The organism is Microbulbifer maximicatervae (SeqCode), assembly GCF_052467225.1.
The window spans coordinates 948966-972250 of the sequence record NZ_CP174303.1 but is presented as its reverse complement, the minus strand read 5'-3'; the positions used below and the strand labels follow the sequence as shown (position 1 = coordinate 972250).

Annotated in this window: 17 protein-coding genes and 1 pseudogene; 11 read left to right on the top strand and 7 right to left on the bottom strand. The window is 49.5% G+C overall.

Annotated features, from left to right (window positions below):
* Positions 1–41: 41 nt before the first annotated feature.
* The 7 genes from ACJJIZ_RS04260 to ACJJIZ_RS04230 all read left to right on the top strand — a co-directional run bounded on the left by ACJJIZ_RS04260 (position 42) and on the right by ACJJIZ_RS04230 (position 7378).
* The gene (locus ACJJIZ_RS04260; RefSeq protein WP_444915298.1) at positions 42–827 is read left to right on the top strand and encodes an outer membrane protein OmpK; all 786 of its coding nucleotides are present in this window, start codon (positions 42–44) and stop codon (positions 825–827) included.
* A 1-nt stretch (position 828) separates the two neighbouring features.
* Positions 829–2190: an NCS2 family permease gene (locus tag ACJJIZ_RS04255; RefSeq protein WP_413663622.1), complete on the top strand. Its 1362-nt coding sequence runs from the start codon at positions 829–831 to the stop codon at positions 2188–2190.
* 11 nt (positions 2191–2201) lie between these two features.
* Entirely contained in the window at positions 2202–2765 is a 564-nt protein-coding gene (locus ACJJIZ_RS04250) for a phosphoribosyltransferase (protein WP_413663623.1), read from the top strand.
* Positions 2766–2999: 234 nt separating this feature from the next.
* Entirely contained in the window at positions 3000–4340 is a 1341-nt protein-coding gene (gene aptA, locus ACJJIZ_RS04245) for an omega-aminotransferase AptA (RefSeq protein ID WP_444915297.1), read from the top strand.
* Positions 4341–4798: 458 nt separating this feature from the next.
* On the top strand, positions 4799–5266 hold the full coding sequence (locus tag ACJJIZ_RS04240; protein WP_444916186.1) for a gluzincin family metallopeptidase: 468 nt from the start codon (positions 4799–4801) through the stop codon (positions 5264–5266).
* Complete coding sequence (locus ACJJIZ_RS04235; protein WP_444915296.1) at positions 5266–5982, top strand: M1 family aminopeptidase; 717 nt, start codon at positions 5266–5268, stop codon at positions 5980–5982. The genes ACJJIZ_RS04240 and ACJJIZ_RS04235 overlap by 1 nt, the downstream gene beginning before the upstream one ends.
* 463 nt (positions 5983–6445) lie before the next feature.
* Positions 6446–7378 carry a NosD domain-containing protein gene (locus tag ACJJIZ_RS04230; RefSeq protein WP_444915295.1) on the top strand — a complete coding sequence of 311 codons (933 nt, stop codon included), beginning with the start codon at positions 6446–6448 and terminating at the stop codon, positions 7376–7378.
* A 243-nt stretch (positions 7379–7621) separates the two neighbouring features.
* Here the strand turns inward: ACJJIZ_RS04230 and ACJJIZ_RS04225 are convergent, their stop codons facing one another.
* Both ACJJIZ_RS04225 and ACJJIZ_RS04220 read right to left on the bottom strand, forming a co-directional pair.
* On the bottom strand, positions 7622–8293 hold the full coding sequence (locus ACJJIZ_RS04225) for an IS630 family transposase (RefSeq protein ID WP_444916185.1): 672 nt from the start codon (positions 8291–8293) through the stop codon (positions 7622–7624).
* Between the two features lie 67 nt (positions 8294–8360).
* Positions 8361–8504 (bottom strand): annotated as a pseudogene (locus ACJJIZ_RS04220) (helix-turn-helix domain-containing protein); the annotation flags it as partial.
* A gap of 459 nt (positions 8505–8963) precedes the next feature.
* On the opposite strand from ACJJIZ_RS04220, the gene ACJJIZ_RS04215 reads away from it, so the two are divergent.
* Positions 8964–9401 (top strand): GNAT family N-acetyltransferase, encoded by a 438-nt coding sequence (locus ACJJIZ_RS04215; RefSeq protein ID WP_444915294.1) that lies wholly within the window; start codon positions 8964–8966, stop codon positions 9399–9401.
* A gap of 51 nt (positions 9402–9452) precedes the next feature.
* Entirely contained in the window at positions 9453–10514 is a 1062-nt protein-coding gene (locus tag ACJJIZ_RS04210; protein WP_444915293.1) for a Kelch repeat-containing protein, read from the top strand.
* 64 nt (positions 10515–10578) lie between these two features.
* On the opposite strand, the gene ACJJIZ_RS04205 is transcribed toward ACJJIZ_RS04210, so the two are convergent.
* Both ACJJIZ_RS04205 and ACJJIZ_RS04200 read right to left on the bottom strand, forming a co-directional pair.
* Positions 10579–12786, bottom strand: coding sequence for a transporter substrate-binding domain-containing protein (locus ACJJIZ_RS04205; RefSeq protein WP_444915292.1), 2208 nt, complete (start codon positions 12784–12786; stop codon positions 10579–10581).
* A gap of 227 nt (positions 12787–13013) precedes the next feature.
* Complete coding sequence (locus tag ACJJIZ_RS04200) at positions 13014–14516, bottom strand: hypothetical protein (RefSeq protein WP_444915291.1); 1503 nt, start codon at positions 14514–14516, stop codon at positions 13014–13016.
* A 326-nt stretch (positions 14517–14842) separates the two neighbouring features.
* Here ACJJIZ_RS04200 and ACJJIZ_RS04195 point away from each other — a divergent pair, with 326 nt between their 5' ends.
* Together ACJJIZ_RS04195 and ACJJIZ_RS04190 are read left to right on the top strand one after the other, a co-directional pair.
* Positions 14843–16393: a CocE/NonD family hydrolase gene (locus ACJJIZ_RS04195; protein WP_444915290.1), complete on the top strand. Its 1551-nt coding sequence runs from the start codon at positions 14843–14845 to the stop codon at positions 16391–16393.
* Positions 16394–16521: 128 nt separating this feature from the next.
* Complete coding sequence (locus ACJJIZ_RS04190) at positions 16522–19260, top strand: M1 family metallopeptidase (RefSeq protein ID WP_444915289.1); 2739 nt, start codon at positions 16522–16524, stop codon at positions 19258–19260.
* A gap of 96 nt (positions 19261–19356) precedes the next feature.
* Here ACJJIZ_RS04190 and ACJJIZ_RS04185 read toward each other — a convergent pair whose 3' ends face one another.
* From ACJJIZ_RS04185 to ACJJIZ_RS04175, 3 genes are all read right to left on the bottom strand, one after another.
* Positions 19357–19941, bottom strand: a complete 585-nt coding sequence (locus ACJJIZ_RS04185; RefSeq protein WP_444915288.1) for an HdeD family acid-resistance protein — start codon at positions 19939–19941, stop codon at positions 19357–19359.
* Between the two features lie 349 nt (positions 19942–20290).
* Positions 20291–21604 (bottom strand): omega-aminotransferase AptA, encoded by a 1314-nt coding sequence (aptA, locus tag ACJJIZ_RS04180; RefSeq protein ID WP_282930904.1) that lies wholly within the window; start codon positions 21602–21604, stop codon positions 20291–20293.
* Positions 21605–21730: 126 nt separating this feature from the next.
* The gene (locus ACJJIZ_RS04175; RefSeq protein ID WP_444915287.1) at positions 21731–23176 is read right to left on the bottom strand and encodes an NAD-dependent succinate-semialdehyde dehydrogenase; all 1446 of its coding nucleotides are present in this window, start codon (positions 23174–23176) and stop codon (positions 21731–21733) included.
* Positions 23177–23285: the final 109 nt, after the last annotated feature.

Sequence of the window (23285 nt, the reverse complement as noted above, 5' to 3'; positions counted from 1 at the left end):
CCAGTGCGAAATTCGCCTGTCGCTGTAACAGAGGTAATAGAATGAAACCAACCAAGCCCCTGCTACTGCTGGCCTCTAGCCTGTTGTCCGTAGCTGCCCAAGCTGAGATGACCTGGAGTGACAACAGCCTGAGCCTTCTTTACGGCCGCGATTACGAGGTTAACTACAGCCTCAACACGGATGACTCTGAAAGATCCGTAGTAACTTTCGAGCACGCCAGTGGCCACAGCTGGGGTGACCTCTTTATTTTTGCCGACTACCTGGACTCGGAAGATGGCTCCAATGAGCTGTATAGTGAGATCTCTCCCCGCCTGAGCTTAGGCAAGCTCAGCGGCAGTGAGCTGGCTTTCGGACCGGTTACCGATGTGCTTGTCGCCACAACTGTGGAGATAGGCAATATGGATGACCCGGATCACCTGACGGCCACAGGCCCCCACTTCACCAATTACCTGACAGGTGTGGGCTTTGATCTCGCGGTTCCCGGTTTCTCCTTTGTACAGGCGAATGTTTACCACCGCGATAACGATGACAAGGCCAGCAACGAGCAGCTGACCCTGGTTTGGGCCATGCCTTTTACCCTGGGTGATGCCAGCTTTGTCTACGACGGATTTATCGATTGGACCAGTGCTTCTGAAGATTCACATCCGAGCACTAACTTTACCTCCCAGCTGAAATGGGATGCCGGCGCCGCCTGGGGTGAACCCAAGACCCTGTACGCGGGTATTGAGTACGTACACTGGAACGACAAGTTCGGAATCAAAGATGGCACTTATGGTGTCGATTCCAACGAGCGCAACGTTAACCTGCTAGTAAAGTACCACTTCTGATATGAAACCCACTGATATCCAAACATCGGCGACCCCAGGGTCCGACATCCCGCAGGTGGGAGGCAATGCCTCATTCCTGGAGAAGTTGTTCAAGCTCTCAGAGCGCCAGACGAATGTTCGCCGGGAAGTGATTGCCGGCGTTACCACATTCCTGACGATGGCCTACATCATCTTTGTGAACCCCAATATCCTGGCTGCAGCGGGTATGGATAAAGGCGCTGTGTTTATGGCGACCTGTCTTGCAGCCGCTATTGGCTGCCTGATTATGGGGCTCTACGCCAACTACCCCATCGCATTGGCGCCAGGTATGGGCCTCAATGCCTTCTTCGCCTACGTTGTCGTCGGTGAAATGGGCTACAGCTGGCAAGTAGCCCTGGGTGCGGTGTTTATATCAGGGGTAATCTTCCTGCTGCTCAGTATCTTCAAGCTGCGAGAGTGGATTATCGATAGTATTCCCCTCTCCCTGCGACAATCCCTGGCAGCGGGTATCGGCCTGTTCCTGGCGATCATTGCCCTGAAGAGTGCCGGTATCGTTGTGGCCAGCCCCGCTACTCTGGTAACCCTGGGTGACCTCAAGTCAATTGAGGCAATCCTGGCAGCACTGGGCTTCTTTATTATTGTGGCGCTGTCCTACCGCCGTATGCTGGGCTCAGTGATGATCGGTATCCTTGCGGTAACCGTCATCGCCCTGGCAATTGGTAAGGTAGAGTTCACCGGTCTGGTATCCGCACCTCCCAGCCTGGCACCGACTTACCTGGAGCTGGATATCGCTGGCGCCTTCGAAGTAGGCATGATCAGCGTGATCTTTGCCTTCCTGTTTGTCGACCTGTTCGACACCGCAGGCACCCTGTTAAGCGTTTCTGATCGCGCCAAACTGCTGGATAAAGATGGCAAGTTGCCTGGAATGGGCAAAGCCCTGATGGCCGACAGTTCCGCATCTGTTGTTGGTTCTGTACTGGGCTCCTCCACTACTACCTGTTATGTAGAGAGTACTGCGGGAATTACCGCCGGTGGTCGCACAGGCCTGACCGCTGTGGTTTGCGCCGGGCTATTCCTGTTGGCGACCTTCTTCTCGCCCCTAATCGGTATGATTCCGGCCTATGCAACCGCAGGTGCTCTGCTGTATGTTGGCGTCCTGATGACTTCCGGTATGTCATCTATTGATTGGGATGACATTACCGAGGCCGCACCGGCAGTAATCGCCGCAGTGATGATGCCTTTGTCGTTCTCGATCGCGCACGGAATCGCCCTGGGCTTTATTTCCTATGCAGTTATTAAAACGCTGAGCGGACGTAGCAAAGACGTCAGCATCAGTGTCTACGTGTTAGCGGCACTCTTTGTTGCCAAGTTTGCCTTTTTCTGAGGGGTACATTGATGAAAAAGCACTTTATTAGCGCACAGCAGCTCCTGATAGACTCTTATGCTCTCGCCGAGCAAATCTATAAGGACGGCTTTCGCCCAAACTATATTGTCGGTGTTTGGCGCGGTGGCGCTCCTGTGGGCATCGCTGTACAAGAGCTGCTGCACGTGATGGGAGTGGATGCAGACCATATCGCTATCCGCACTTCCTCCTATCTCGGTATCGGTGAGCGCGACAAGAAAGTGCGCGTGCATGGCCTGAACTACCTGATCAAGCGCCTGGAGTCCCACGACTCCCTGTTGATCGTGGACGATGTGCACGACTCTGGCCTGAGTATTGAGCAAACTATCGAAGACCTGCGCGCTGCCTGTAAGAAGAACACACCGGAGATTCGTATCGCGACCCCTTACTACAAGCCGAAGAACAACAAGGCCAAGCGCGAGCCGGATTACTTTATCCACAAGACCGAAGAGTGGTTGGTATTCCCCCACGAGATCGACGGTCTGTCCCGGCAGGAGATTCTGGAGAACAAACCAGAACTCGCCCCCTATGTGGACAGAATCGCCACTGCTGTTTAATCAGCAATATTACCGGGGGCTAATGCCCCCGGTTCTCTTTCTCCTCTCATCTCCCTCTCTCCCTCAGGCCATTCCGGCAAACCCTCCCCCGGCACTCAACTCCTGCCATAGGCAATACTTCAATACTCTATTAATAAATCCCACTTATGAAACTAAAGTTAGTGAGAATCAATTTATAAAGTAGAAAAGTTGGTCCAAAATTAATGCGATAAGGCCAAATGTCGGAAAATAAAAATGAACGACAAATCAGCGGGACTTAGTAAATCGCAGCTCGATGCTTACTGGATGCCTTTTACCGGGAACCGCCAATTCAAAAGAGATCCCCGTATTATTACCTCAGCCAGCGGCTGCTATTACCGTAGTGCTGATGGCCGCCCCATATTCGATGGTCTCTCTGGCTTGTGGACCTGTGGTGCCGGACACAACCGTCCGGAGATTATTGACTCCATTACCCGGCAAGCAGCCCTTCTGGATTACGCTCCCGCTTTCCAATATGGCCATCCGGGAGCCTTCCAACTAGCGGAGCGTGTCAGCCAGATGATGCCCATGGGGCTCAATCGTATTTTCTTTACAAACTCCGGCTCTGAATCCGCAGAAACCTCTCTAAAAATAGCTAGAGCCTACTGGCAGAAGATGGGTGCTCCAGGGAAAACAAAATTCATCGGACGCGTGAAAGGCTATCACGGAGTTAATTTTGGCGGTCTTAGTGTGGGCGGTATTAGTGCTAATCGAGCAATCTTTGGCTCATCTTTAGATTCTGACCACCTTCGCCACACCCTTTTACCCTACAACCGCTTTGCTAAAGGACAGCCTGAACAGGGAAGTTTCCTGGCAGACGAGTTGCTGGAACTTATCAAACTGCACGGTTCTGAAAACATTGCCGCTGTTATTGTCGAGCCCGTAGCCGGGTCTGCGGGGGTATTGCCCCCACCAAAAGGCTATCTCCCCCGCCTTAGGGAGATATGCACTCAATACGACATATTGTTGATATTTGATGAAGTTATTACCGCTTTCGGGCGCATGGGGAAAGCCACCGGAGCAGAGTTTTTTGGAGTGACCCCGGATATGCTCAATACAGCCAAACAACTTACAAATGGCGCTGTTCCCATGGGCGCTGTGGCTGTGCGTCAAGATATCTACGAGATATTCATGGAAAATGGAGGACCTCAATACCAACTGGAGCTTCCCCACGGCTATACCTACTCTGGGCACCCACTAGCCTGCGCAGCGGCATTGGCGACACTGGATATTTTACAGAAAGAAAATTTATTTGAGAGATCTGCGGAGCTTGCCCATATCCTGGAAGACCATATCCATCAACTCAATGGATTACCGTTAATAGAAGATATTCGTAATTGTGGACTTGCCGCAGGCCTGAAAATCGAATCAGCTCCGGATGAGCCATTACTCAGGCCTTACTTAATTGCTATGAAGATGTGGGAAAAAGGCTTTTATATTCGCTACGGCGGCGACACATTGCAAATCGGCGTCCCATTTATAGCACAGGCAGAGGAGATTGACGGAGTTATCAACGCATTAGCGGAATCAATTACTGAGGTCGCAAACGGCCAGTAGCCAGAACCTATTCCTTCTCACTCTGTATAAAAGATTCCCCCTCCTGATACGGAAAATTTATATCGCCGCCTAGCTATCTTTAATGATACAAAGTAAATCGCAAATAGTAATTCAATAACCCTATATAAAAAATAACGCCATAAACAAATATACTAGCCTTACAAAGGTACTACTAAAGTACAAAGTAGTTATAGCGATTCTATGTGGTATTTTATTAAGTTCCTGTGAGCAAAGAACTACTGAGCAAGGAATAAGCTCACCAGCAAAAAAAATTCATCTCCTATTAGAACCACAGCTCCAGGACTTTCAGAATCTTATGCTGACACTCGCCTTCAGCAAATTGCTGAAGTGGACTATCGGCTGAGCATCAATCTGGATAGTCAAGCTAAGAAATTCTCCGGAATTGTGCACGCAGATATCAATTTTAGAAAGATACCTGAACAGCCGCTCACTATCGAATTTCCGGTGATGCGGTTGATTCAATCCAGGTCGATGGAAGATCTGTTCCATTTGAGTACAACAACTACTTTATTTCTATTGATTATCAAAATCTACCGGAAAAATCCCACACGATTACGGTAAATTATCAACACCCATACTCTAACAATGGCTCAGGATTACATCGCTTTAAAGACCCCAAAGACGAAAAGGTCTATTTATATACAGACTTTGAACCTTATGATGCCAATCGCCTATTCCCACATTTTGACCAACCCAATTTGAAAGCACGCTACACCCTGGATGTAAAGGCTCCAAAAGACTGGGTAGTAGTTATCGCGGAAAGAGAGGAGAGAGTAGAAGAGAAAAGAAAATCAAACCACTGGTTTTTCCTCAAACCAAGAAATTCTCATCTTACATATTCTCTTTACATGCAGGTCCTTACCACATCTGGGAAGACAAGGCAGGAGATATTCCCCTTCGCTTAATGGCAAGACAGAGCCTGGCAAATTACGTAAAAACAGAAGACTGGTTTACCTTCACCAAACAATCCTTTGAATTCTTTCAGCCCTACTTTGAAATTGATTATCCATTTAAAAAATATGATCAAATACTAGTACCTGATTTTAACGCCGGCGCTATGGAAAATGTTGGGGCTGTAACATTTAACGATTCTTACATATCCCGAGGAAAAAAGACCCAGGCCCAGCGGATGCGCCTCGCCAATGTTATTGCCCATGAGCTGGCCCATCAATGGTTTGGTAATTTGGTCACCATGAATTGGTGGGATGACCTTTGGCTCAATGAGAGCTTTGCCACTTACACGGCCAATCTGGCTCTAGCCGAAAATAGCGAATTCACTACCGCTTGGGAGAACTATTACTTAGGTGCCAAGCAATGGGCTTACCACACTGATCAACGCCCCACTACCCACGCTATTCAACTACCAGTCAACAATACTGACGAAGCCTTTGCCAATTTTGATGGAATTACTTATGGCAAAGGCGGCTCAGTACTCAAGCAATTGCCCTACTATTTGGGCAAAGAAGAATTTCGCAAAGGCGTCAATAATTACTTAAAGGCCTTGTCTTACGACAATTCAACCCTCAATGACTTTATCAACCACCTGGGCAAAGCTGCGGACAAAGATCTTAATTCCTGGCAGCAACATTGGCTTTACCAGGCCGGCCTCACCACAATTTAGGCCAGTTTCCAGTGCCAGGGCATCTTTTCTATACTCCTCTGAGTATTGTTTACGAGCGGTTTTGGTTGGTTTATTTGATCTTGTCTAGAGCACCTCTGCTGCATAGTTTATCGCATAAGAGTGTGTCCGTCGTTGGTGGGTAGGATCAGGTCGTTAGTGAGGATGAACAATTTCTTTAAATAACATTACCTTCCGGATGGACCATTTGGCTGCTATATAATATCAGGGATTTTCATAAAAAACTTAATAAGTTATCGAAATAAATGGAGCCAATTTATTTCAAATCGATACTTTTGAAGAAGATTCAGACCTGCCAGAATCTTTACATATTGACCCCTGAGTGAAATTTTATCTACATGGATTTGTAGTAATTAGTTCTAGATTTTTTCTGTTATTTTTTTATTTGAGCTTTGATTAATGTTTACAGCTATTCATATCACTACAAGAACGTGAGTGAAAACTTATGAAAAGTACAGCAATGCATCTTACCTCAGTGACGATTTTAATTGGCACATTAGCCGTCCCCATAGTTGCCAGTGCCGTTAGCTGTGGCGACGTTATCACAACCTCGGAAACTCTCACAGAAGACCTATCCTGTGATTCAACTATTTTTAACCCATCTCTTACTATTGAGGGACCTTCGGGCCGCCTTGATATGGGTGGTTACACTTTAATGTGTGTAAACGCGACAGGTGATGGGATACTTTTAACGGGTACTGCAGCCAGGCTCAGCAATGGTGATATTCAGGAGTGTTTTGACTCCATACAGATAGAGGGTACTGGAAGCCATAGAGTATCTACAATCAATATAATTGACTCAGATGATGATGCCATTGTTATCAATAGTAGCTTCAATACAGTAACCGATACCTCCTCTTTCAATACCGATGATGATGGAATAGATATTGGATCCAGTTCAAATTCCAACATAATCACTAATAATATTATTGATACGGTTGATGATGAAGGTATCGAACTTGATGGAGATGCTAACTTTATTTCTGGTAATGAAATACTAAATACTGAAGATGGGATTGATCTTGATGGATCATTTAATGTCGTTGTTTTAAATACAATAGATTCTAATGACGAAGCAGGGATTGAGCTTAGGGGTGAATTTACTACAGTCGTCAATAATTCTATAAACAATAATAACGTGGGTATAGAAATATACGATGCTGACAATAATACTATTACTGGCAATGAAGCTAGTGACAATACATCTTATGGCATCTATCTGCTCGACTTAAATGCTACTCAAAATGTAATTGTGTCGAATACAGCAATTGATAATGGTATTTTTGATTTATTTTCACCTCTGGATCTAGACTGCAGTAGTAGTAACGTATGGGCGGGAAATATTTTTGTTACTTCAGATCCAGCCTGCTTGGATTAATTAAAGTTTGGGCATAGTGAGTGATCGCTCTGCTCAAACTCTAATTCTCCACTTTTTAACGAATGCATTAATTAATACATAGCCTCTGGCGGTAGTGTTCAGAATTCTGTATCACTTCTTTACTATTAACCCGGAGGCCCAATAGTTCATCTATGCTGCATATTAAATTTCCTTATGCTTAGAGTAGGAAACTACGCGCGCAGGCTTCTTCTGTAGCGTTCTCATGTGAGAAAGTAGTTTTTTCTAACTTTTTTTGAATTGTATTGGAATCCCACTATATACACCCCCTTTAAGATCGAAGTTCAAATACTCATCTGGGTTCAATTCAGGTGAATACGATGACAAATAAAATTTTTCTATCTCATCCTCATGCTCTGACAGCCAAGCTTTAATCACTCGGGCATGATGTACCCTAAGGTTATCTAGAATGAGGTAAACCTTTCTGCCTGCGGTTTTAATTAATCGCTTAAGAAAGCCAATTAATCTGTCGGCATTCATGCTTCCTTCGTAAATTTGAAAGCGCACTGTCCCTTGATTTGTAATCGCTAAGATCATGTTGAGTGAAGCTCGCTTTGCGGTTAACTTCACAATGGGTGGTTTTCCTTTTGGCGCATAGCCGCGTTCATGCTGACAATCACTGCGAATGTCCGTTTCATCACCCCAGTAAATTTCTGCACCTTCCTTTTTGGCACGTTGTTTAATATATGGATAGTCTTCTTCCATCCATTTTTTAACTACTTTGGGGTTTTGCTCATAGGCGCGTATGGCGGGCTTCTGAGGTGTAAAATCCCAGCGCTTCAGATAATCACCGACCGTTCGAATTGACATTTTTATGCCAAACTCACGTTCGATTAGCTCCATGAAAGTCTTACAAGTCCACAGAGCATAGTTAAGTTTGAGCTGTTCAGCTACGATTTTTTTGAAGCTGCTTTTCTTGCTCTGCCGTTAGGCTGCGATTCACCACTTTCAAATAGCCGCGCTTTTAAGCGGCTAATGCCTCGAATCCGTCAAATTTGTAAGCCTTAATCCAATTTTGCACAGCACGGCTGGAAACATCCAGTGTTCTTGCAATTTCTACTGTAGGCTCCGATTTCTTCCAAAGCTTTACCGCAGTTCGACGTTTCTCCTCCTGAGCGGAAGCGGGTAATCTTCATGCATCAATAATATTCATTCGAACATTATACAGAACTATAAGGTCGCCGAGCTAGTGAAAGAAAAACCACAACTTAAGCCCATATTGGTAAAAGCATTAAAAAATCATCGCTACTCCGGTGAACGCTGTATCAATATCGGGAAGCGATTACTCTAAATCTTCTTTAAACTAGCTATTAATGTTGAACTAAGGGCAATATCCAGCCCTTAGTTTCCCTTACCAGGCTTTTGGCTGGGTATTACGCGCAATAAAACGGTGCAAAAAAATATATATTTTATCTCTATGCCCCCTAATAAAGCATATCTATTGCACCAGTCAACTTATACTTATCCTTCTCTAAAAATCTTGCTACAGTGACATTTCAAAGCCTAAAAGTTTAACGGGCGTTCCTATTTAAACCATTGTTTTAAAAAGAAAGACAATCAAATAAAGATGTATATATCAGTACAATTAGACGACCTGTCTGACGGTTCCATTAACAATCTTCTTGAAGCTCATCTACGGGAAATGTACCGACATTCCCCACCTGGGAGCGCTCACGCACTAAATCCTGATGAGTTAAATGACCCCATGATTACCTTTTGGGGAGCGAGAATTGATGGAGTTTTGGCCGGCTGTGGTGCCCTAAAAGAGATCAACCCTGATTTGGGCGAAATAAAATCCATGAAAACTCATTCTCTATTCCTGCGCAAAGGCGTTGCCCGCGCCTTGATAGAAAGAATATTGGAGGAGGCAAAGCAACGTAAATATAAAGAGATAAAGTTGGAGACAGGTCGCGCTGAAGCTTTTGCTCTCGCAATCGCTCTCTATCGCCGTTATGGATTTGACGATTGCGCCCCTTTCAGTCACTATAAAAATGACCCTTTTTAGCCTATTTTTAGGTAAAAAATTATAGTCAATAGGTATCCCTTATCAGTCAGTATGAAAGTGTTTGTTACCATGGCGCTATCCAGAAGATCCTTTATTAAATATTCCAGCTTAGCTTCCCTTACTTTCGGTGGAGTCAATCTAACCGCTAAAGAGGCTAATTCCAGTCTATCTATATCAAGTCTTCCCAGCCTGGAAATGCCTTTACAGGAGATTTACCCCGCAGTCTTTTCTGGTGAGATCTATGTAGCAGGGGGATTTATCCCATCGGATGCGGCAGTTTTCTTCGGTCTCTCTCCAACTAAACAAACACATATCTTTTCTACAAGGGAACAAAACTGGAGGCATGGGCCCAATTTACCTGAGGTAAGGCATCACCTCGGTATGGCCAGTAACTCCAACGGCCTATATGGCATCGGTGGTTTTTTTGGCGATTCTGATAGCGCTTGGCAAGCCCGAAATACCGTTTATAAACTATCCAGCGAATATAAGCATTGGATAGAAACCAGCCCTCTCCCCCGGCCCTTGGCTGAATCTATTTACACCAATATTGGGGAGAACATCCATGTCATTGGCGGTAAGGCCCCCAACGAACAGTCTAAAAATAGAGATACCAATTCTCATTATGTGCTTACAAGAGGAGATCATTGGGAGCAAGCAGCACCAGCCAGTATCAAGCGAAACTCCGCAGGTGGGGTAACTTTAAATAACAGAATTTATGTTGTTGGTGGCCGCCAGGTTAGCGACAATGGTCGCAAGGCCGGGAATCTAACTTATGCCGAAGTTTATGACCCCAGCCTGGATAAATGGGAAAAGATCCGCCCCCTTCCCCAAGCTGTTGCCGGGCTCACAGCAACCCCATTAAATAATAAATTAATAGTTACCGGCGGTGAGGCATTTGGCCCCAATGGCAACTGGAAGACTGGTACAGCATTTAACAATATTTGGATTTACGATCCAGTCACAGATGATTGGAACAATCAGGGTCAGTTGCCCCAGGCACGGCACGGTCACGGAGCAGTAGCCCTAGGAGAAAGCCTCTACTTGATTGGTGGAGCCTCTAAAGTTGGGCCGCAAGAAACTCTCGCCTCCGCAATACAGCTGCGCTGGAGCTAAAGGGCAATCAATAAAAACCCACAATGCCTCTGGCTTGCAGAGGCCCACTGATGGGATGCATTAATTAATCGGGAGCAATGCCGCCATCAATATCTGTATAGTTCTGATGGCGCTCAACTCCTAAATATCCAATATATCTATCCCGTATCTCACGCACATAATTAACTGGCTCCCTGCCGCGCACGTAACCAAAACGACTATCGCGATAGTATTCAGGCTGGGACAACAGCAACATGGCCTCTTCAACATGGCCAAACCACTGGTTAGGGTCCCACTTCAGTCGTCGGGCTAACGTCCTGGCATCCCTGACATGGCCGTGACCCGCATTATATGCAGCCAGGGTAAAATAGATCTTCTGCTCTAGGGGTATATTTTCAGGAAAACGTTTATCCAACCACCCCAGATAAGATACACCTGCGCGGATACCGTTTTCAGGATCATACAAATTGTTAACTCCCATCTGTCGTGCAGTCCGAGGTAATACCTGCATCAAGCCCTGAGCACCGGCAAAGGAGCGAGCTTGGGGGTTAAATTGACTCTCCTGATACATCTGCGCAACCACCATACGCCAATCCCGATCGGTAGCCTCAGTATATTTCTTTACTATGGGATCAAAGGGCGATAGTTCATCAGTGCTGCGCAGGCGCTGCCCTTGATGTTGTAGGATACGCTTTTGCTCCTTGAAATATTTATTGTAAGTAACGTTAAAGAACAGGTCCCGATTGTGCTTGTTCAGAAAGTTATTCAGTTGTTCCAGTAATTCCGGTTGGCCAGTTCGAACGGCCCAGGCGATATCTCGCTCCCCTGGCAACTCCCCCACTACAGTAAAGTCATCCCGGTAAGTGCTTTCAATGGCGGCCAAGTGTGAGTCAACTACGGTATAGGGAAAAATACCCCTGGCTACTGCATCAATAAGAAACTCACTGGTAGCGCTTTTTAGACGATGGATCTGTAGCGGCACCATATCTTGCCCGTGCTGCTTTTCCATTATTTTGACCAGACTCTCGTGATAGCTCGTGGTGGGATTAACCACTACTGTTTGCCCAGAAAGCAGGTTCTCTGGAAGGGGCAGCTCTTTATCAGGCACATTTGATTTTGCGGCTACTACCTGTTCCGTAACTGTCATATAAGGCTTGGAAAATACCAATCCCTGCTGGCGGCGAGCCTCGGTAACAGTTAGGGATGCAGCAATCATGTCTCCCATTCCATCATTCAATGCCTCGACCAAATCCTGGTCTTTATCGGGCACAACCATGCTCAGACGTAATTTATGGTCACGGGCAAACTTCCTTAGCAGATCGTAATCAAACCCCATCAACTCACCGCGCCAGATAAAGTAGGAAGCGGGGTGATTGCGAGTAAGCACCCTTAAAGTTCCGCTCTCCTTTATCGCCTGCCAATCTCTCAGTGGCTGCTCTCGGTTCTGACTGGCCAATACCAATTCTGCTGTAAAGAACTCATTCAACTCACGCCTCAAAGCGATAGCATTTTTGCGTACAGCCCAAGCGATAGGCCTGCGGGAATCGAGTTCTGTGGTGGCTGTGAGTTGAGGGTAATCAGTTAGAAGTACATCGGCCAAATTACTATCAATAATTGTTGCGGGATATTCACCCGCTGCTACAGCCGCGATAAGCTCGCTGGTTGCAACCGGCTTATCGAGGTAAGTGATTCTGTAATTTTCCGTATCGGCTCGCTGCTCCAGGGTTTCAGCAAATGCACTGCCCCGCCGCAGCACGACTTGTAAGGGCACAGCCTCTTCCACCTCGAACTCTTTATGAGTAATTAGCAACTCATCAACATATTGTAATGGGCGGGTAAAACCCAGTAATAACTTGCGTTCTTCGGTGCGGGAAAAATTGGTGGCGATTACATCCCCACGTCCATCAATAACCGCCGGAATTAAATCGGAAAAGTTATCTACGTAAACCCACTGAGGCTTTAATCCCCGGCTACGAGCAAAATTTTCCGCAAGTTTTCGCCACTCTGTTGCAGGTAGTCCTTCTCGTGGTAAGGCGCTCTCCTGGGGGCCCCTTGGGGCCAACAGGCGTAATACACCTCGCTCTAACAAGGCTGGCAAATCTCCCTGCTCTACATAATTTTCAAATTGTGGCTTTGCGGGCTGTTTATTCTGCGGCGTTGGTATCGGTTGTTGGGGAGATTCCGTTAAAACCTTTGAGTTTTCTACAACAGGATCTCTATTACTCTCGCATGCGGCAAGCAGCAATATTAAGACAAATAGCGGAAATATAACGAAAAACCGTTTTCTGCTCACAGTGCACCCTTTCTTATTCTATGAGAAGCATTACCCTTAACGCGCTCGCTATGCTTCACAATATGGAATTGCCGCTGTTACAGAAATCGTACCAGTTTGCAGGGAAATTATCCCCTAAAAAAAAGCCCGGCAAAGTCAATTGCCGGGCAAATATACGTTGGCGAATGTCGGATGTCTCTTACACAGAGTGACAAGCCTTTTTTATTCAGTGAGCGCTCTTATGGTTGCTATGATGACTTGGGTTTGCCCTTCAGCTCTGCCAACCTCATTTTTATTTCTTTGTTCTGCTCCTCGTCTGGAAGCTCGAACATCAGCGGCTTCGCCACTCGGGCAAAATACTCCGCATCTTTCTTTTGGTAGAGCTCTTCTGCCAGCCACTGGGCAATATGCAGCTCACGGGGGGCACGCTTGTAAGCCTGCTCCAGCTTTTCCAGATATTCCTCTCGGGGGTAATCCAGCATCTCCATAGCCATCGCCAGGCCAAACCAGTGAGATGCATTTTTCGGTTCTTCCTTCACCAGGAAGTCGAACTCCTCCCGCGCCATTTTCAAGCTGCGAAGATCCCGCTTAATACCGGGCGCCACCGCCTGCTGATTAACCGTTAACCAGGCATGGGCACTCAAGTACCAGAGCTGGCCTCGGTCCTTAGTGGGGACACTGGCTAAAAGATGGCTGGCCTGGGGGAAATTACCCAATCGCAGATCGGCACTCGCTTTAATCGCAGCCAACTCAGTACTGTAAATACCCGTGCTGTAGGCATACTCAATCAACTCATCCAAGGCCAGCAGGTTGTAACCGGACTGGGCGATAAATCCAGCCAGGATACTCACCGACTCTCTTTTGCTGAGGCGTTTAATCGTAGGGCTGGCCTCTTTAAAGTCCGCGGGGATAGCGCCACTAAAATGTTCAAAGCTATCCGCCTTATAAGTGGCGACATAGGCCTTTTCAATTTCTTTCACCGACATCCCCAGCGCTTCTTCCAGGGCAAGTACTGGGTCGGCGCCATCGTTATAGGCTTTGACGAAATTATCGAAACTATCCTGCTTGCCGCTTTTCATCATCAACCAGTGAGACAGAATCCAACCTCCGGCATAGACATCCGCCTTTTCCTCCGCATCGGTGTTGTACACCGTCGCGCGCAACAGGTCTTCCAGCGGCATAAGCCCGGTATACATCAGGGTCATGGCCCGTTCGCTGGGAATGGAGCCAATTTTGTAGGTGCCTTTTTCCGGGAATGACATGGTTGCCATAAATTCAGCAAACCCCTCGCTATACCAATAGGGGTAGTGGGTAGTGTTGCCGTTATAGCTCAGAAAATGGGTGTATTCGTGGAACAGGAATTCGCGCGCTTTGAGCTGCCTCTCAACGCTGCGACCATCCAGGTTTACCAGGGCATAGTTACCCTCCGCAGAGGTATCGAACAAACCGTTGGTCATATCCGCCAGCTCAACACCCACCAGGTTTGCATAGGTGTCCCGGTCTGCGGCCGCATAAATAGTTAATCGCTCGCTTTTTGGGTCTGCATCGAGTAACTCCAAGGCCACTGCGCGATAGCGCTCCAAGTCTGCTACCAGACTTTTGACTGCGCTGGGATCACCATCGGTAATCACGCGAAAATTATCACTGTCGACTTCGTACCAGGTCACTTCCCCCAAACCACGTGGCGCGGCGTAAGCTGAAGCGATAAATCCGAAACAAAGTACTAATAGAACAACTGAACGAGAAACCATAGTTCGGGCCACCGGGTCATTGTTGCTGAAGCCCTCCCTAGCCGATTAGCGAAGACGACACAGTACCGGTTTTTACCGATCAAAAAAAGATCAATTTGATCGCAAAATGGCTTTTACCCCATTTTTATGTGACCCAAAAGACACAGAATAGATAGCTGATTGCAGAGAGTTTTCTGGAGTAGATTGCGACAAGAAGCGAGACAAGCGTCTCAAATTTAGCCCTATTTGCGTACAAAACTAGGATGAACTCCTATAGTACGGGGTCGACCAAGGAGGAAATCCTGGTCAAAAAAATAATAATGATTTCATCAGATGAGAGAAAACTAATGAATACCAAGCCACTACTGGCGCTGCTTGGCGGCGCCCTAATGTCTGCTCATGCCTGGTCGGCACCGGAATACATCGCCGACGTGGATATTACTTCTTTTGACGGTACGGTCCTGGATGCGAACTTATTTATCCCGGAGACTCCCGCACCAGCAGAAGGTTACCCCACCGTTATTTTTACCAATAGCTGGGGGCTGGAGAAGCACCAGTACCATTTCCAGGCCAAAGAGCTTGCGGAAAACGGCTACCTGGTGCTCAGCTACTCCACCCGGGGATTTGGGCACTCGGGAGGTCTTGTTGACGTCGCTGGAGATAACAGCCTTAACGATGTGGGAGTCCTGATCGACTGGCTGGAAACCAATTACCCGGTGGGTAAGTTGGGTATGGCCGGTATTTCCTACGGCGGCGGAATTTCACTGTTGAGTGCCGCCAAGCACCCACGCGTCGATGCAGTAGCTGCGCTATCCGGTTGGGCAGATGTAGTGGAAGCTTTGTATCCGAATGAAACCGTCAACCTGGTATGGGGCACGCTGCTTGTTACTACCGCTTTCCAGAAAGAAGCTGAACTCGAGCAGGTATGGAGCAACCTGCGCGATGGCGAAAATATGGAACAAGTAATCACTTTCGGCGCGCAGCGCTCCGCGGTGAGTTACGTGGACGAAATTAATCAAAACGGCACAGCGGTACTGCTCTCAAATAATTTCGCCGACTACCTGTTTAAACCGAATAGCATGACCGATTTCTATTCCCTGCTCGAAGGGCCCAAGAAACTCATGCTAAACCCCGGCACCCACGCGATTACCGAGACTCTTACCGGTAACAACGGCCATATCTGGTCCACCAGTTTCCGCTGGTTCGACCACCACCTAAAAGGCGAGGACAACGGGATCGACACCGAACCCAAGGTGGATATGACTGTGCGTATCAGCAATGAGCTGGAGCAATTCGAGGACTACCCGGTAACAGACGAAAGCACCACCTGGTACCTGCAGCCACGCTTTACCATGTTCAACAATGCAAAAATGGAGAGCGACAAGTACGACGGTTGGAGCTGGAGTAATGAATTCCACGGCGGCTCAGATACCTTTGCAGGCACCGGTATCCCGCTGGTTTCCGATGCACTGGAAGGCTTCGGTATCCCCGTTTACGCGCCCATGATCGCTATCAACGGCTACTACGCCATTGAGTACAAATCACCGATTCAGTGGGAAACCCTGAAGATTCGCGGCGAACCCAAACTGGAAATGTGGGTGGAACCCAGCAAAAAAGAAGTACAACTCAACGTGCACCTCTACGATGTGGGTCCGCTGGGATTGGGACGCCTGATAACTCACGCCCCCATTACCCTGCATTCAGACAAGTCTGGGCAAAAACAAAAGTTCGAAGTGGACTTTTTCACCACCAGCTACGATGTCCCCGTTGGCCACCGTGTGGTATTGGCCATTGATACTCAGGGCTATATCTACCAGAAGCCGGAAAATACCAATTACACCATCACCGTGCCCTACAGTAGCAGCAAGGTCTCTAGCCTGACCGTACCGCATCTGTAAGTCTCCCCGCAGAAACCCGGCGCTCACTGCCGGGTTTCCTCCCACCTTCCCCTCAGCCCATCTATTTGCATCGCGTAATTTTTCTCCAATCGGTACAATCAGTCTTTTGGCTGAGTGCTCCCCCTACCATGAAAAAGAATATCCCGCTCACTCTGCTCACTGCGGCCCTGCTCTCAGTAGCAGGTTGTAACCCCGCAGAAAAAGCATCGGAACCGGCAAAAACCAGTACTGCCCAGGAAGTCGCAGCTAAAGGCCTCGATTTTGATAAGGCTCCCGAAGGGCGTCTACCAGAGGGAACCACCCCCCTGGATTATCAGCTGGACCTGGTGTTGGACCCACGCAAAGACACCTTCACTGGCAAGGTGGATATCGATATCCAGCTGGCAGAAAGTGCCCGACATATTTGGCTGCATGGCAAAAACCTGGATGTACGAGAAGTCTACGCACAACTCGATGACGGCCGCCAGATTCCGGCTGAATACCGGGAAGTACTGGACAGTGGTGTTGCCGCAGTGGAATTTGCAGAGAAGATCGATGCTGGCAGCTTCAAACTGCACATCGACTACAGCGCTGCGTTTGACCGCAACCTGGCCGGGCTTTTTAAAGTCGAAGAACAGGGCGATGCCTATGCCCTGGCAAAATCTGAATCGATCCAAGCCCGCAAGTATTTACCCGGCTTTGACGAACCAGGCCTGAAGGCCCCCTTTAGTGTCAGCCTGACCATTCCTGAAGGCTACGCTGCGATTAGCAATGGACCCGTGCTCAAGCGCGAAACGGCAGGTGACGGTATGGAGAAAGTTACTTTCGCCACCACACCCCCCATGTCCACCTATTTGCTGTCCCTGTCAGTGGGTCCCTTTGACGAGGTTGAGCGCCCAGCCATACCGCCGAGCAAGTACCGCAAAGACCCCATACCCCTGCGCGGCTTCGCCCGTAAAGGTCGCGGTGAGGATATGAACTACATCCTCGATATCACCCCCAAAATGGTGGAGACCTTCGAGACCCAGCTGCAACGCCCCTACCCATTCAAGAAGCTGGACATTATTGCCGCCCCCCAGTGGCCCAGTGGCGCTACTGAGTTGTCTGCGGCAATTACTTATCGCGAACAGCGTATCCTGGTGGGCGACAACCCGGCTCCCGGCACCCGCCTGGCTCTCGTAGAAGTTCATGCGCACGAAATTGCCCATATGTGGTTTGGCAATCAGGTCACCCCTCCCTGGTGGGACGACCTGTGGCTGAAGGAAGGTTTTGCTACCTGGGGGGAGGCGCTGGCCCTCACCATTATGGAACCTGAAGAGGGGCACGACCTCAACGCAGCGACTTATGCGATCGGCGCCATGCAGCTAGACTCCCTGGCCAGCACCCGCGCCATTCGTGAGCCCATCGCGGACAACAACAATATTCGCAACGCCTACGATTCGATCACCTACTCGAAGAGCCTGGGCGTTATCCACATGGTGGACACCTATTTCGGAGCGGAAAACTTCCGCCCGGCACTGGGACGTTACCTGGAAACCTTCTCCGACAGCGTGGCCGACTCACCACCCTTCTACAAAGTGATCGGCCAGGAAACCAACACCCCGGAACTGACCGAGACTTTCCGCAGTTTTGTCGAGCAAAAAGGGGTTCCACAACTGGATATCTCCATGGACTGCAATAGCGACGGCAAGGCCTCGCTAGTGGTTCAGCAGAGCCGTTACAGGCCACTCGGCTCCCCTATCGCCGACGCCAGCGATAAATGGAGCATCCCCTTCTGCTTCAGCACCGATAGCGGCGTGCAGCAGTGCCAGATCCTGACTGAGCCAAGGGAAACCCTGGAGATTACCGGCGGTGCCTGCCCAAATTGGGTAATGCCCAATGCTCAGGGCAGCGGCTACTACCGCTGGAACCTTCCCAAGACGCAGTGGCAGGCACTGATTAAACAGTTTGCCCAGTTCTCTGCCACTGAACAGCTGTCCATTATCGACAGCGCCTTCTCAGCTTTCGAGGCCGGCAATCTCACTGCGGCACCACTGCTGGAAGTAGTGCGCAAATCCGCAATGGCGGACAAGCGCCAGGTTATCACCATGCCATTGCGCTACCTACAGAAGTACCGGGATAACTACCTGGTTGAATCCCAGCGCTCTGCATTCCTAAATTTTGCCCAGAACCTGTACCTGCCGATACTAAATCGCAGCGCCAATAGCAGTGATAGCGACCAGCAGATGCTGCACAGCGACCTGCTAACCTTTATGGCACAAGTTGCAGAAGATCCTGACTCGCGCAAGCAGTTACAGGAAATGGCAACCGCCTTTACCGGCTTTAAACAGGAACGGGATGCGAAGGCGTTAAGCTCTGACCTATACCAGGCAGCCCTGAGTGTGGCAATACAGGATGCGGGGGAGGATTTCCTCGCACACCTGATCAAAGTCCGCGCCGAGCTGGATGATCCCCGCTTTGAAAATGCCAGTGCCAATGCCATCGGTACCAGCAACAATCCCAAGCAAGTGGAAACCATTCAAGCATTAGCGCTCAGCGACGAAATGGGGCCGAGAGAATCATTTGGCCTGATCCATTACGCCCTGGCCCAGCCCAGGGTTCAGGAACAGCACTGGGAGTGGCTGCAACAGAACTTTGACAAGGTAGTAGATAAGATTCCGGCCCAGATCCGCCGCCGCACCCCATCACTTGCCGCTGCCTTCTGCGATAAACAGCACCTGGGCGAACTGCAACAACTCTTTGCCCAGCAAGGTGATTTAGCCCCCGGGTACCAGCGCAGCCTCGCGCAAGCCGAGGAGCGAATCCAGCTGTGTATGGCACTGGAGAAAAAAGGCAAAGCGCTAATGGGGGCATTGCCGAAGGCAGTCAATCTCGCCGCTAAGCAATAAAAAACAGAAGTTGTTATTTAAATAGCAATTCGAAAAGGCCGGTATTACTAAGTAATACCGGCCTTTTTTATTACTGAGCGTATTTGAGTTAAACGGTTATGAAGAAGCGGATTTATTATGCTTGCGCAGTCGGAAAGATAACCAGATCAATGGCAGCCCCAAAATAATCGCATAGGCACCGATTACCCAGAGCAACGCCAGAGCACCGGCCCCGGGGCTGACTAAAATTGCAATTCCGAAAATCACCGAGAGAACACCAATGGCGATCAGCAGCCACTCGTTATCAATTTCCTTGCGCAGGCGAACAGCACCGACAATTTCAAAGATACCCCGCACCAGGGCCCAGGCACCGATAAAAATCACCAACACTAAAGCGGTAACCTGCGGGAAAATAAAAGTCACAATTCCCGCGGCCAAACTGATCAGCCCCGAGACAATCAACCACCACAGTGGAGTGGACTTATGCCGCCCCATCACCGCTGCAACCAGGGAAAAAATACCATCCAGGAAAGCGTAAACCCCAAAAAGCAGCACCAGGGTCAACAGGGACAATCCCGGCCAGACAAAAGTCAGCACGCCAAAAATCACCGCGACAATACCGCGCAGCAGGAGTAGCCACCAGTTTGCAGACAACACCTGCAAAATAGGTCCGGTCGCCAGGGGAGGAGTGTCAGCGGGCATAGAAAAGTCCCCAGGTTGAGTAACTTTCCATATTGAAGAGTCCCTTACCATCAGGGAATTGAATTTTTCCCCGGCGGTTTTTAAAGGCAGCCTACGAGCGCGGCCAGGCAGTCGACTCTGCAAAGACTGTGACCGCGCCGCAGGCCACTATTTTCAGTGTAGCTCTAAACGACAATAGGGAAGTTATGCAAACTGCCCTGCGGGTCATGAAAGGAGAGGAAGGGAGAAAACTAATAAGGCAGGAAGGAGAGAATACACAGCGCGTCTCGAGAGAAGTGTATTCTTTCCTTCTGGCACAAGAGTAATTTGGAGAGAACGGCAGCCCAAACGGGCTGCCGCAATAGCATAATCAGGCCAGAGCGCCGATCACGCCACGCAGTTTATCCACAACAGCATCGATCTCGTGCTTCTCGATAATCAACGGTGGGGACATACACAGGGCATCGCCAATACCACGGGCCATCACTCCAGCTTCCCAGGCCATACCAGAGACTTTAGCTCCGTATTTCCCTTTCAGATCCTGCGGCGCGCGCAACTCAATAGCGCCGACCAAACCGTAATTGCGCACATCGATCACATTGTCCAGGTCAGCCAGGCTATGCAGGGCATTTTCCCAGTGCTGGCCAATTTCACCGGCAGCGCGGGTCAACAGGCCTTCGCGCTCGTAAATATCCAGAGTCGCCATACCCGCCGCACAGGCAACCGGATGTGCTGAGTAGGTATAACCGTGGAAGAATTCCACCGCACCATCGGGAGCCGCATTCATCACGGTTTTATAAATTTCGTCGCTGACAAATACCGCACTCAGGGGCACTGTGGCATTGGTAATCCCCTTCGCGGAGGTGATCATATCCGGGGTTACACCGAACTCCGTGGAGGCAAATGCAGAACCGGTACGGCCCCAGCCAGAGATGACTTCATCAAAAATCAGCAGTAGGTCGTGCTTATCACAGATTTCCCGCAGGCGTTGCAGGTAGCCTTTGGGAGGCAATACCACACCGCCGGCACCGGCAAATGGCTCAACAATCACAGCGGCAATCTGGTCGGCACCGTGGAAAGCTACCAGTCTCTCCAGGTCTTCAGCCAACTCAATACCGTGCTCCGGCAGGCCACGACTGAATGCATTGCGCTCGATATCCAGGGTGTGGCGCATATGGTTGGCTTTCACCGGCTGGCCAAAACCCTGGTAGTTAGGAGGAATACCGCCCACAGAAATACCGCCGAAGTTTACTCCGTGATAACCCTTCTCACGGCCGATAAACATAGTGCGAGTGCCCTTGCCGCGTACACGCTGGTATTGCAGGGCAATTTTCAGGGCGCTCTCAACTGCCTCGGAACCGGAATTACCGAAGAACACATGGTCCAGGCCATCGGGAGTGTGCTTTACCAGACGCTCGGAATACTCAAAACCCAACTCGTGACCAAAATTAAAAATAGAGCTGTAGTCGAGTGTTTTTGCCTGTTGGTAAATTGCCTCTGCAATTTCAGAACGGCAGTGACCCGCATTGCTGCACCACAAACCCGCAGTCGCATCAATAACCTGGCGACCGCCTTTCTCCGTGAGATAAATCCCCTCGGCGTGCTCTACAATTCTCGGTGCAGACTTAAAGGTGCGGTTGGGGGTAAACGGCATCCAGAAAGCATCGGTTTGCATCTCAGACATAGTATTAATCTCCGCAAGTTCCCTGAAGTTTCAAACTCTTAAGTAGGGGAGCCACAGGCTCCCGAAAATCTGTTCGGGCGCTTGTCACCTAGGACAAGCGCAGGCCAGTTGTGTTCAGACCGGGGCTCAGGCCCCGAAACAGCAATATTTGGTCTCGTAAAATTCGGCCATACCCTCGACGCCGCCCTCGCGGCCAATGCCGGACTCTTTAACACCACCGAAAGGTGCCACAGTGGTGGAGAACACTCCGGTGTTACAGGCAATCATGCCGTAGTCGAGCGCCTCTACCACACGATTGGCACGGCGAATGTTTTCACTCATCACGTACGCCGCCAAGCCGTAGGGCGTTTCATTGGCACGGCGAACCACATCTTCCTCATCGGAGAACTTCTGTACCGCCGCCAGAGGGCCAAAAATTTCCTCCTGGGCGATACGCATGGTATCGGTAACTCCAGTGAGGATGGTTGGCGCAAAAAAGTTATCGCCATTGGCCAGCTGCTCACCGCCAATTTCAATTTTTGCTCCGGCCGCAACCGCGTCCTGTACCAGCCCCTGAACCCGGTCCACAGCCCTGCGGAAGATCATCGGGCCCATATTGACCCCTTTATCGGTAGCGTGACCGATCTTCAGGGCGGCAACCTGCTCGCGCAGCTTTTCCACAAACTCATCGTGCACGGATTCGTGCACGTAAATACGGTTGGTGGCCACGCACACCTGGCCCGCATTGCGGAATTTGGTCGCCATACAGGCGCTGACTGCGGTATCCATATCCGCATCGTCAAATACGATAAACGGCGCGTTGCCGCCGAGCTCCATGGACATTTTTTTCACGGTGCTGGCGCACTGGGACATCAACAGCTTGCCCACAGCAGTGGAGCCGGTGAAGGTGAATTTGGCCACACGGGGATCTTGGGTCAGAACCTTGCCAATTCCCGGAGAATCACTGCCGGTAACTACATTGATAGTCCCCTTGGGCAGGCCCGCTTCTTCCGCCAATTGGCACAGCGCCAGAGCAGATAGTGGCGTCTCCAGGGCCGGTTTGATCACCACAGTACAGCCCGCCGCCAGTGCCGGACCCGCCTTGCGGGTGATCATGGCATTGGGGAAGTTCCAGGGAGTAATACAGGACACCACACCCACCGGCTGGCGGATGGTATTCAGGCGCATGGCCGGGTTGTGGGTCGGGATTGTCTGGCCGTAGGCCCGGCGGCACTCTTCCGCGAACCACTCAATAAAGGAAGCCCCGTAGATAATTTCACCTTTCGCTTCCGCTACCGGCTTGCCCTGCTCCAGGCTAAGGATCATTGCCAGGTCATCGCTGTTATCTACGATCAGCTGGTACCAGCGCTTGAGCACCGCAGCTCTCTCACCGGCTGTACGGCGGCTCCAAGCGGGGAAGGCTTCACTGGCAGCCGCCACCGCCGCCTCAGTATCCTCTGCGGTACCGTCGGCCACACGGCCCAGCAGCTCGCCATTTGCCGGGTCACATACATCTACAGTGGCGGCAGCGTCACGCCATTCGCCCGCTATATAGTTCTGAAATTTCAACAGGTCCGAATTTGCAAGTTTCACAGGGAAATTCCTAGTAAATAGATGTTATTAGTAGTATGCGGCGATTCTGGCCGCAGCTGATGGAGGAGAATAGTAGTATTTTTCCAACTAAAGTTTATATTTATCAAAC